The sequence below is a fragment of the Candidatus Methanodesulfokora washburnensis genome, assembly GCF_003947435.1.
Classification (GTDB): domain Archaea; phylum Korarchaeota; class Korarchaeia; order Korarchaeales; family Korarchaeaceae; genus Methanodesulfokora; species Methanodesulfokora washburnensis.
This window is the reverse complement of sequence record NZ_RCOS01000011.1, coordinates 1-11,716: the sequence shown is the minus strand read 5'-3', so window position 1 is coordinate 11,716 and position 11,716 is coordinate 1. Positions and strand designations below refer to the sequence as shown.

General features: G+C 39.9%; 9 protein-coding genes and 1 pseudogene. 4 read left to right on the top strand and 6 right to left on the bottom strand.

Going from position 1 to position 11,716, the window contains the following annotated elements:
• Window positions 1-49: 49 nt before the first annotated feature.
• The 5 genes from D6D85_RS00600 to D6D85_RS00585 form a co-directional block, all read right to left on the bottom strand.
• Entirely contained in the window at window positions 50-1,999 is a 1,950-nt protein-coding gene (locus D6D85_RS00600) for an archaea-specific SMC-related protein (RefSeq protein WP_125670098.1), read from the bottom strand.
• The gene (locus D6D85_RS15920) at window positions 1,987-2,124 is read right to left on the bottom strand and encodes a hypothetical protein (RefSeq protein WP_161969602.1); all 138 of its coding nucleotides are present in this window, start codon (window positions 2,122-2,124) and stop codon (window positions 1,987-1,989) included. Before D6D85_RS15920 ends, D6D85_RS00600 begins: the two co-directional genes overlap by 13 nt.
• Window positions 2,121-2,492, bottom strand: coding sequence for a hypothetical protein (locus tag D6D85_RS00595; protein WP_125670097.1), 372 nt, complete (start codon window positions 2,490-2,492; stop codon window positions 2,121-2,123). The genes D6D85_RS15920 and D6D85_RS00595 overlap by 4 nt, the downstream gene beginning before the upstream one ends.
• Entirely contained in the window at window positions 2,489-3,595 is a 1,107-nt protein-coding gene (locus D6D85_RS00590) for a DGQHR domain-containing protein (protein ID WP_161969601.1), read from the bottom strand. The genes D6D85_RS00595 and D6D85_RS00590 overlap by 4 nt, the downstream gene beginning before the upstream one ends.
• 102 nt (window positions 3,596-3,697) lie before the next feature.
• Window positions 3,698-4,414: a phosphoadenosine phosphosulfate reductase family protein gene (locus tag D6D85_RS00585; protein ID WP_237558696.1), complete on the bottom strand. Its 717-nt coding sequence runs from the start codon at window positions 4,412-4,414 to the stop codon at window positions 3,698-3,700.
• A gap of 467 nt (window positions 4,415-4,881) precedes the next feature.
• Between D6D85_RS00585 and D6D85_RS00580 the strand changes: the two genes are divergently transcribed.
• Genes D6D85_RS00580 through D6D85_RS00565 form a run of 4 tightly spaced genes read left to right on the top strand, consistent with a single transcriptional unit; the run spans window position 4,882 to window position 11,241 of the window.
• Window positions 4,882-7,425 carry a hypothetical protein gene (locus D6D85_RS00580; protein WP_125670094.1) on the top strand — a complete coding sequence of 848 codons (2,544 nt, stop codon included), beginning with the start codon at window positions 4,882-4,884 and terminating at the stop codon, window positions 7,423-7,425.
• A complete protein-coding gene (locus tag D6D85_RS00575; RefSeq protein ID WP_125670093.1) occupies window positions 7,418-8,272 on the top strand; it encodes a hypothetical protein in 855 nt (284 codons plus the stop codon). The genes D6D85_RS00580 and D6D85_RS00575 overlap by 8 nt, the downstream gene beginning before the upstream one ends.
• A complete protein-coding gene (locus D6D85_RS00570; protein WP_125670092.1) occupies window positions 8,269-10,842 on the top strand; it encodes a DUF1156 domain-containing protein in 2,574 nt (857 codons plus the stop codon). Before D6D85_RS00575 ends, D6D85_RS00570 begins: the two co-directional genes overlap by 4 nt.
• A gap of 21 nt (window positions 10,843-10,863) precedes the next feature.
• The gene (locus D6D85_RS00565; RefSeq protein ID WP_125670091.1) at window positions 10,864-11,241 is read left to right on the top strand and encodes a hypothetical protein; all 378 of its coding nucleotides are present in this window, start codon (window positions 10,864-10,866) and stop codon (window positions 11,239-11,241) included.
• Between the two features lie 65 nt (window positions 11,242-11,306).
• Here the strand turns inward: D6D85_RS00565 and D6D85_RS00560 are convergent.
• A pseudogene (locus D6D85_RS00560) lies at window positions 11,307-11,716 on the bottom strand (hypothetical protein); the annotation flags it as partial.

Below are 11,716 nucleotides of genomic sequence, written 5' to 3'. Positions count from 1 at the left end.
GCACACCTCATTGCTTGTAATCTTTATTCGTAATAGTATAAAAAATAATTTAAGGGAGAAGAGAGAAATTAGAAGAAGCATCTGTTATAACCCTGACTTCCTCTTTGTCTGACAGCCTAGTAAGCACTATTGTCATTCCCTTGTTTTTGGCCATCTCAAGAAGATAATTGATTATCCTCTCCACTCTGGATCTATCGAATCCAAGAATTACCTCATCCACAAGGAAAATCGGGACATCCGGAAGGAACGCCTCCTTAAGTGCTATTTGAATGAGCAAGGCTAGTGCTGCCCTCTCTGAGAGGCTGAGTGAAGTCAGCCTCTGGATCTTCCCCTCTCTCTTTACTATGAGCTCTAGGGTATTGGGATCTATCATAGCATCAAGCTCAAACTGTAGATCCCTCAATAAGTGTGAGATGGCATCATTGAACCTTTTGGCGAAGTCCGCCTTTTGCCTCTCAATTTTATCCGTGAGATGTTCTATGAGCTGTTCCAATGATTTGATCAAGCGAGGGCAGATCTCAACAGCTTTCTCAGCGGGTACTTTTATGCCCATAATCTCAAGATGCTCCTCAAGAGATCCCAATTCCCTCTTAATTTCATTCAGTTTCTCCTCTAATACGCCCTGTTTCCCTCTTAATTCATCCAGCCCTCTAGATACTTTCCCTAGCTCATCGCTGATATCTTTAGTCGACATCTCTAGAGCTTTAATCTCATTTAGAACATCTTCTCTCTTCCTCTTAAGCTCTTCTAGATCGATTTTGCACGACTCTATAACAGGTTTGTACCTAGCAGCGTTATCTTCTATCTCTTTAATTAACTTCTTAAGATAGTTAAGCTCACTACTAATGCTATCTTCTTTATTCTTCAGTTCCCCTAAACTCTTCAATGCTTTTACTAATTTATCTTTCTCATTATGGAGGTTTCTAATCTCCCTCTCCAATTTCTGAAGTTTGCTAGTTACTTCAGAGAGCTTCCTTTCTATGTAGGTTGGATTTACAGTTGGGCTACCGCAGACCGGACATCCTTCCACACCTCCTTTGATAACCTTGGTGGCTTCGTCCAAAAGCCTCTTCATTAAGTCCCATTTCGAATATTCCGTGCCTAAGCGTGTAACTTCCTTGTCTATTACGTCCATGCGCTTCCTGATTTCCTCCCTATCACCACTAAATGGAAGCTTTTCTATCTCCTCTTGAATTTCTTTCAGCTTATTCTCCAGCTTCTCTTTATCTTTCATCAGTTTCTCCAGCTCCTCCCTTCTTAATTTCTTGTAGACCTCCTCTAGATCCTCCTCTTTCTTCCTTATCTTCCCATTAATACCCTTTAGCTCTCCTCTCAGAGTCGAAAGACGCTCCCATAGCTTTGGATCACGGCTCTTAATCAGGCTATCTCTTCTTGCACTAAGCTCCTCTATTCTCTTCTTTATCTGCTCCAGCTCCTCTTCGATATTCCTCTTTTTAGTCAATAGCTCATTTTTACTTTCTAAAGCTCCCTTTGCTTTTTCGTGTATATATTTTATATTATTGAGAATTTCTTCTGCTACAATCCTTGCTCTTTTATAATAGTCTATTAATGAGAGAGCTGAGACTACCTGACTTAAGTCAGGGTTTCCTTCGGCAATCTCCCTCATGAACTCCGACTCCGTTGAGGCAAAACAGGTGAAGAGGGACCTATCATCTCCAATACCCTCTTTTCTGAATATATCATCATATGTAATCTCACATACACTCCTTAAACCGTTAATTTCTAGCTCTAAATGCCCCTTATTTGACCCAACCCTCAGCATAGGTTGTGGAGGATCTTCCGCCCACAGTCCCAATCTAGCTGCTGCCCTTCTTGTGAACTCTGATGTGTAGGGATAGGAGAGCGCTAGGGCTATTGCCTTGAGAATAGTGCTTTTGCCTGAGGCGTTAGGCATACCGATAATGTTGAGGCACCCCTCCTTCAGCTCTATTGTCTTTCTCTCAAAAGGACCCACATTTTCTAGAATTATCCTAGCCATCTCTCGATCTCCTCCCTTAATGTCTCCAATATCGTAGACTTTACGCGATTCTCTCCCTCCTTCCTTCTCACAGCCTCATCAACGAGTTTGATTAGCCTTTCAGTTAGAGATATCTCCTTGCTCATTTTTCAACAACCTCCTCCGCTGTATAAATCTTGTAGGAGCGCCATTTTAAATGGCTTTTTGTCTTAAGACTAGAGAGCACGCTGTCTAGCTCCCTAATAGTTCGATCTAGCATGGCATCTCTCCCCCCATAGAGATAGAATACCACCGCTCCTCTAGCTATGTTGTAACCTGCACCCTTCCCTACCGGCTCTTTAATTAAAGAAAAAGAAATGGGGTGGAGAACCGGATAACCAAGTACTTCATTCACTTTTTCTGGCACCTTTGGATCTCTTAATCCCATTAAATATCTTCTTGTATCGTTTTGCACGTTCTTGCCCTCCTTGGAGGTATAAACACTAAAGCGCACTTCAACCACCAAGTACTTCATTCTGATATCCTCTCGAGTAGCTCATTATAATATTGTTCTACCGCTCTCTCGTTTGTTCCAGGGAAAGCTCCATGCTCGTAGTGAAGGCTATCCTCATCAATGGCATCCTCTCCCTCCAGAAGTTTGCTCAGTATGCTTTTAATCGTATCATATGAGAAACTTCCTTTCTGCCTGCATATTAGGTAAACAGCTCCTGCTAAGTACGTGAAGGCCCTAACTCCCTGGCTTCTGACTAGAACATATTCCTCAGCTCTTTCTCCTAATGCATTGGGATACAGTTCCTTGAGAACCTTCCAGTATTCAAGCAGGAAGCTCTTGATCCTCTCTGTTGGTTCAACCATTAGCGTGGAGTGACGTGATATCATCTTACCAATAGCCTTAGCAAAAACGCCCTGTTTAATCCACTTTCCCTTTCTTTCTGTTCCAGGTATCCAGATTTTATTATACCAAGGTGAAGTGGGCTCGCTATTCAGATAGTCCACGATATCCAGATACCGACCTGCCATTATTTCGGCCTTTCTCTCTACTGGGGATCCTTCGATTGTCCTCTTAAGTGCTGGGTGCTCTAAAATCCTCTGAAGATTTCTCTCAGCTATTTCTGTAGGTACACCTCTCTGCCTCTTGTTGATCTTATAGAATAAAGATACTTCCAGTACTTTGTCCTCATGAGTCATAATTACTGTGGGGAGAGGATAGTCCACGAACTCTACGTGTCCCTGAGAGACTGCATACTTTAATCCCTCTATCCTGTGCTGTCCATCTACGATATAGAGAGGAAGGCTCTCCTTGGGTATCTTAAGCACTCCATATCCTTTCTCTTTTTCCTCAAATTCCACCTTTCCACGACAATTTAGCAGGACAGCAGTGGGAAACAGACCCTCCTCCTTTAATAGATAATCCATAATTTGTTTTTTCCTAGCTCTAGTAAGTGGCCTTTGGTATCCGTCCGGATTATCTTTGGTCCACCTATCGACCTTGGTCTTAGTCTCGTCAATGAGATCTTTTGTAGGGAGAGCAGTCAAGTAGAGACTGACATTTATGGGCCCCTCGGATAGGATATGTCTCCCTTGCTGGGAGAGCCTTAACGCGGGGATTTCCCACAAACTACATATCACCCCCCTTTAATGTAAGGGGGTACTTATTTAAAAACATTTTGACCAAGATTATAGGAGTTGTGATGGTGATGATCTTTCGACATATCATGGTCAAAGTTCTCTTAGATATATCTTCTTACCCCCTCGAAAGAGGGCACAACCTCCACATCTTAGCGACGCCTCTGCCTCGACGAATTTATTGAAGAGCTCGGGCCAATTTTCTTTGAGTGTTTTAAACTGTTTTACCGTTTTGAATGCCGTACACCAGCATTCTGCTGCTCTGGGAAGTACCTTATAAAGGGGGTTCTCGGGCAAGTTATATTTTTTAATATATTTTAAAACATCATCATGTGTCCACTCAAATATTGGGTGATAGCATAAGAGCTTAAAGTGTCTGTGGACTCCAAGTTTTGGAAAGCTCTTCCTCCTAGAGCTCTCATCCATCCTCATTCCGTCTAGGATTATCCCTTCTTTTCCCTTAAAATACCTCTTCAGGGGCTCTATCTTGAGATGATAACAGCACCATCTCCTTGTAACAGTCGGAAATCCCCATCTCTTGACTAAAGTGAAGAAATCTTCTTTTGGTCTCACTACATCCAACTTAATGTCCAGTTTTTTGCATGCATCCTTAACGTAATCCAAGTTGCCAGGTGTTGAAACAGTTGTATCTACATGAACTGCTGTTAATTCTAGATCAAGGGATTGACAGGCCCTCTTAGCTATATGTAATGCGACCAGACTATCCCTTCCTCCACTAAAAAGCACGTATGCATGGGGGAATCCAGCTAACAGATTTTCTAAGGAGGTCAGGCATGAAATCTCCTTCATGACACGCAAGTATATCACCCGAGGTCTGATGCCTGGATTCCAGGATTAGAGCTTAGCTTATAAAGATTTCTATTTACTATCCTAGAATTTCTAAATTAGGAGAGTAACTTATTACTAAAACTACAATATGATGATACTAAGCCGAGGATACTTTAGTTAGCTCTAATGAGGATTAAAGATAATCTAAGCCAGAGAAGAAAAATAGAAACTTTCAATTCGTTGGAGAATCGGATGATAAACAAAATATGCAACCGAATGTTCTGCCAAAAATAGATCTTAGTAGGGGAAGTTATTTAGCATAATTCTTCGACAAAGCTAGAAGAATCCCCTTAACTTAAAGCTCCTTAATAAGGAGAGGTGGATAAAATTTATTTGTATAATCTTATTTAATTATTTACTTTTTAAGTTTAATCCCAAGCAAAACTTTCGTAAAACTTTTTAGTTTCCCTTGCAAGATTCCAGAGAGCATGAAGATAGTAGACGCTGTGAGCCTAAGTGATGAAGTTGCTAGTTCAAGAGGGCATATAGAGGGTTGGGATTCTCTAAGAGGTATTTTTGAAAAAGGCAAGAAGGAAAGTGACCCAAACTATGTCTTTAGAACAACTTATCCCACAACCGAGATAAAGAACCTTTTGGAGGCAGTAGGAGAAAAACTCGATGGAAAACGGGCTACAGGTTTTTTCGAGATACTAGGAGGCTATGGAACAGGAAAAAGTCGTATTTTAGTTCTTCTTTGGCATTTATTCAAAAACAAAGAGTTGGCTATTGAATGGGCCAAAAAGTACGGTATAAACTTAAACCTGCCAAGAGATATCACACTTCTAGCTTTCAATTTACTTGATGAAAACCCGGCTTATCTATGGGATCCTATTTTTAAGGGTCTTGGACGTGAAGACTTGCTAGAAGCAGTAAGAGATTTTCCAAGTTACAATCTTTTAAAAGAGGCTATATTAAACAAGGGCACGGTGATAATAATAATCGATGAGCTAGAGGCCTGGTACAAAGGCAAAAAGGATAAGGACAGAAATTTGAATTTCCTACAGATCTTGGCAGAGGCCTCATGTGAAAAGGATGGAAAACTTTTAGTCTTCTGCTCACTTTATGGCGAAGCTAAGGATCTTATAGCTAGAATAGAGAGAGTTAAACCTTACCGTGTTAATTTGACATTATCAAGAGACAGAGCTAAAATTGTTTTATTCAGATTATTTAATATTGATAAAATGGATAAAAAACTTGCCTCAAAGATCGTTGAGGATTATGTGAGACATTATACTGAATCTGAGGTCAATATGGGAAATCAGCCGGAATATGAGAAGCGAATGGTTGAATCTTATCCCGTGCATCCTGAATTGATGAAAGTTCTTCTAACAAGATTCAGTTCTTCACCCAATTACCAGAATACACGTGGAGTACTGGGCTTATTGAGCTCCGTTGCTTATAAGAAGGCCAAAGATGTCGACTTAATTCTAGCCTCAGATGTTGACATGAGCGAAGGGGAGCTGCTAACTCTCGATAGAGTATTAACTGAGAACGCCATTAAAGATGCCGAATCGATAAAGAAAGAGGATGCGAGAAAGCTGTTAAATGCTATCTTGTTATATTCATTAGGAGAGGATAAAGATATCGGAGCTTCTAGAGATGATGTGATTTTAGGTGTGCTGAGACCGGGAGTTAACATTAACGATATAGACTCTCTTCTTGCAGATTTGCCAAATAAGGCTCCCCATGTTTGGCTAAAGGAACATAAGTATATCATTGGTTATGAAGCAAATCTCATAACAGTAATCCAGAATAAGGCTTTAGAAAACATCGGTAGAGGAGAGATTAACGAAGCTCTGAACATAATAAAAACAAAGCTTAAGAAGGACTCATCTTATGTCATATACCATCCTAATAAGGAGTATAGTGATTCGATCGAGGATGAAGATAAATTAAAGATTGTTGTCTCACTAAAGGCTTTAGGTCAATCGGAGATTAACGAATTTTACAAAGGAAAAAACTTTGCAAACAGGATAATCCTCTACATTCCGAAAAAGGAGGAAGATATAACAAAGGATGAAGATCTTCTTGTCATTGCAGAAAGGATTCGCCTATGTGATCAGTACGAAAAGGAAGCAAGCGGTGAGAATAAGAGGCTTTTGAGTGCACAAAGAGATAGGGATGATAAACTTCTTACGGAAAAGCTATCTGATATTTATGGATGTTGGATTAAAGTTACAAGCTTTGAGAATGGCGAGGTCAAGTATAGGTTCGTTCAGTGCGATCTCGACAAAGTAAAATCTACTGTGAGAAAAAGCTATGATACTGAAACAATACGCGACGAGATCGTTAAGCATCTAGAAAACAAAGATACAGGGTTAAGGGTTGAAGATTTAAAGTACGATTTTAAGACAGTACCCGGAAAGCCGATAATAGTTACAGAAAGCATTTTTGAGGAGGCATTGAAATCCCTATATAAGGAAGGTGAGATAATAGTCGAGTACAAGGGGAAGTCGTGCAGAGCTCCAGATCCCATGCCCCCTATTAAGGATGAAACAAGGATAATCCTGACAAAGTATGCACCACCTCAACCAGAACCAGAGAAAATAGAAGAAGAGGAAGAGCCTAGAGCAACCGAAGAAAAAACCTTTGAAGCATTTAAAGTTCCTGAGATCAGGAGAACTCCTGCTCAAGAAGTGAAAGTTGAAGTCTCGTCATGGACCATTGAAACATCAGAGTACCAGACGCCCTTCCGTTTATCAGAGGAGATGGAAAGGCGCATTCCCGAAAGTGTCAAGATTCAACAAATAAAAATAGGCTTCTCAAAATTATCCTTCGACAATGTTGACGCAATTACATCGTTTATCTCCTCCTTCGGCTCCAGAAAGCCCAGGATCTCAAATGTTAACATGGAAATAATATTAGAAGGTCCTATGGACAAGAAGGAAGCCATAAAACTGATTGAGAAACTTCCAGCCTCGCTCTATGGCGGAATAATTAAGGCTTCTATAGAGGTGAAGAAAGTTGCATGAAGATTATGTTAAAAGACTAGTGGAATGCGATGATCCTATCAAAGAGGTTTGGAAAATTCTAGTTGATTTGTGGAGGACAGATGTCCCAGAATACTTCAAGCAAGAGGACATTGCATCAGATTTTGAGCGGCAATTAAATCACATATTCTTTGAAATATATGATTACCTCAAAAAGCAAATTGAGAGCACATCTTTTGAATTCAACACACCTCTAATTATCATGGATGGAATGAGCATAAGGGAAGCAAACCTGCTCATTAGAGATCTTAAAGAAAAGGGCTATAATATTGTGGAGTATGATTCTATACTGTCAGCACTTCCATCCACAACAGAGAGGTTCCGGGAGAAGGCAAAAGTGGAATATACAGAGATAATAAGCGGAAAAATCCCTTCAGATTTGGACTTTGAAAAGCCTATTTGGGTTTCCTATCCCGACGAGATTTTACATCATGCTGCTAGTATATTACCTCTTCCTCAAGTATACGAAGAGACCAAAAAAGTTCTATTCAAAATTTTAGAACAGACTGAAAAAAGCGAGATAACAATAATATCGGATCATGGCTACATTACAATTGATGCCGTCTGGCCATTACCAGAAAGCTATCGGAAATTTCTAAAGAGGATTTTCGGCTCCAATCGTTATGTTAAGGCAGAACAAGTAGATCCAAAATATATCGAGAGGCTGAATAATCTTCCAAGAGATTTTCAATGTGCCACGATATCCGATGAGTACTATTGTATCAAGGGCAGATATTTCTGGCCTATAAGTGGATATGGAAAACTCATATCGCATGGAGGCTTATCTCTGATGGAGTGTCTAATTCCAAAGATTAGGGTGAAGCTATGAGCTACATACTTAAGGATTTCCCTATCGAAAGGCTAAATGAGATAGCCCTTAAGGAGGCTAATGCAAAGAAACCCATATACCAAATACATAAGTGGTGGGCTCGGAGACTTGGAAGCATTTTCAGGATGATAATACTTGCTACATTTCTCCCTCAAGACATTTCGGAAACAGAGCTTTGGAGAAAATTCTACCAGAAAACCGACCTAGGCGGCAAGATAATCCTTGATCCATTTATGGGAGGAGGAACAACGGTCGTTGAGGCCCTAAAACTGGGATGCAAAGTCATAGGCATCGATATTCATCCAGTTGCTTGGTTCATAACGAAAAAAGAGGTAGAGCCTTTAGACATAGACAAGTTTAAAGCTGAATTCAGAAGGCTTAAGAAGAAAGTTGCCGACAAGATTAAGCAATATTATAAGACTGTTTGCCCAAAATGCGGAGAAGAAGCCGATGTAATGTACGTTTTTTGGGTTAAGAAAATAAGGTGCTTAAAATGCGGGAACGAGGTTCCACTATACAGCTCCTTCAGGTTAGCCTCGCTGGGCAATAATTACCACATAGTTTTCTGTCCCTCATGTAACGAAATAATCGAGACAGATAAATTGAGGGGAGAAGTAGTATGCCCAAAATGTGAAAAGAGATTTACGCCCTCAGATGGATATGCTAAAGGGAAATACTACTTATGCCCATCTTGTGGTGGGAAGGGAGAGGTTCTGAAGGCTGTTAAACGAGAGGGGAAAACTCCGGAAGCTGTAATGTATGCAATAGAGTACTATTGTCCACATTGTAGTGAGAGAGGATATAAAAAAGCCGACAAATATGACCAAGAGCTGTTTTTAAGGGCCAAAGAAGAATTCAACAATAGAAAGAATGAGCTTCTAATTCCAAAACAGAAGCTTCCAAACGGATACAATACAAGGCAAGCCAAAAACTTTCACTATGAATATTTTTATCAAATGTTTAACGAGCGTCAACTCCTTTGTCTTTCCATGCTTCTGGAGGAGATTCTTAAAATCGAGGATGAAAATGTTAAGGAGTTTATGATCTTAACATTTTCAGATTTGCTTCAAACAAATAATATGTTCTGTAGATATGAACCTGATAAGAAACATATTACAGTTACCGGAGGAGGTTTTCATGCCTACTGGCCACCCCCAGCTCCGGTAGAGAATAATGTTTGGGGTACGAAGTTTGGTAGGGGGACTTTTAAAAGGGTGTTTAGAAAAACTATAAAAGCAAAGCAATATTGCGAAGCACCATATGAAACTATTCTCAAAAATGGTAAGTCACAAAAGAATGTACTTAGATATAGTCTGAAAGGTCATCTAGGCAACAATTTTGATGAAATTTTAAATAGTAAAGTTAATGTTATCTTGAAAGCTCAAACATCAGAAGATCTATCATTTATACCTGAAAAATCTGTCGATGCGATAATAACTGATCCTCCATACTATGATAATGTGATGTATTCGGAGTTATCGGATTTCTTTTATGTATGGCAAAAATTGGCTCTCGAAAATAAGCACGAGTGTTACCAAGGGGAATATTCGCCACGTTCAAGGGAAATCATAAAGAATCCTGCACAAAATAAGGACGATGAATTCTTCGTAAAAGGTTTAACTAACGTATTCAAGGAATGTAATAGAGTCCTCAAAGAGGATGGGCTCATGGTTTTTACTTTCCATCACGAAAGAACTAAGGCGTGGGCATCTACGCTTAGGGCAATACTTGAAGCTCATGGAGAAGGACAGCCCCGCTTTATAATATCAGCAATATACCCCGTCAGATCTGAAGGAAGAAGTGGCGTTCATGGCGGAGGTATCCGATATGACATAATTATAGTTTGCAAAAAGACCCTCGAAGAACCCGGAAGGATAAGCTGGGAAAAACTTAAGGATAAAATTCATGAGAGGGCAAGAGAAGTGCTTGAGAGGTTATGGCTTTCTGATAGAGATCTGAGGGACGAGGATATGTTTGTTGTAGCTATGGGCAAGTGTCTAGAAGTTTATTCCTGGTATTATCCTAACATCTTCGAGAATGGCAGAAAAGTTGAAGTTGAGGAGGCGGTTGATGGAATTAGCGATATTATAGATTCGTTGCTAAAAATTAAAGAAATCGAGGCTCTTCCTGAAAAAATAGATGAAATTACAAAGTTATATTGCAGTTATATTGCTGGTTCTAATGAGATAGGTTATGACGCCCTCCACAAAAGACTTAGCAAAGGAGGCTTAGAGGTTGACTCATTGGCAAAGGAGCAGTTAATCCGGAAGGAAGGAAATATAGTCAAAGTGATTGAACCTAGCGAAAGAAGACAGTTTGTCGAAGAGAAAATCCGAAGAGGTGCTAATCTTCTAACAATCGATAAAGTTCATTTGCTCTACTCCGTTTATCTTGAGGGAAAACCTATTGTAAAATACCTTTCCGATTATGGAGGTGAGGATGTTCGAAAGGTGTCCGAGTTGCTTTATAGGAAGACTAGAGATGAAATTTACGCGAAAATAGCTGGAATTTCAATATCCACTCCTGAAAAAGTAAGAGTTTCAACACTAGATAAATATATTGGGGGGTAGTTTATGAAGAAACTTATACTAATGGATGTTGGATACAACCTTGTTGAAAGAAAGCTCCTTGGAAAAGGGTTCGAGGAAATAGAAGAGAAAATAAGCATAATCGAATTTCTAAGAATGCTGCAGAGAAAGCAAGCCATAAAACCGAAAATTTCGGTCATAGGCTTTGACGAGGTGTTGCTTTCAGAAGGCAAAATATCATCTTATATTCGAAGCATACTTGTGAGATCAACAAATATACTTTGGAACCATATAATTCAGTTTCCAATAGATGGAGAACTTGTGCTTAATCAGGAGCCAAAAATTAGGTATAAGCACAAAGAAATAAGCTTGACACCGATATTTGGAAACAGACTTATGCCCAAAGCTATCGGATATTTCCACTCACCATTTAACATATAAGATTTTATTTTTAATCTAGGCATATTCTCTTTTCTAGAATGTATTCAAGCAGTATCATTTTCCTCTCAGCTTATTCCCAGCCTGCTTTCCACAGCCTTGTACTCCCTTTTCCTGTTGTACAGCTCTTTAATATCCTCAACTGTGACTATCCTGAGCTCATCGAGGATCTCATGGAAGGCCCCTGATGCCACGCTATAAGCCCTTTCCACCATATCTCCTGTGGTAACTAACACGGGCTTTGAGTTCCATATGTCCCTTGCGTGCTTCAACTTTGTCAGTGCTTCTTCCATATTCCCATGCAGATGCACCTCAAAGACTATGTATGGATTTGCCCTCTGAAGCCTTCTCCATGCCACATCAAGCCTGTAGTTATCCAGCTCTACCTCCATTTCGCTTATCTTCCCCTGAAGGATCCCTATATTGTGGATCATCCTCTTCACACCCTCATGGTCCATTGGCATCTCCACTATATTTC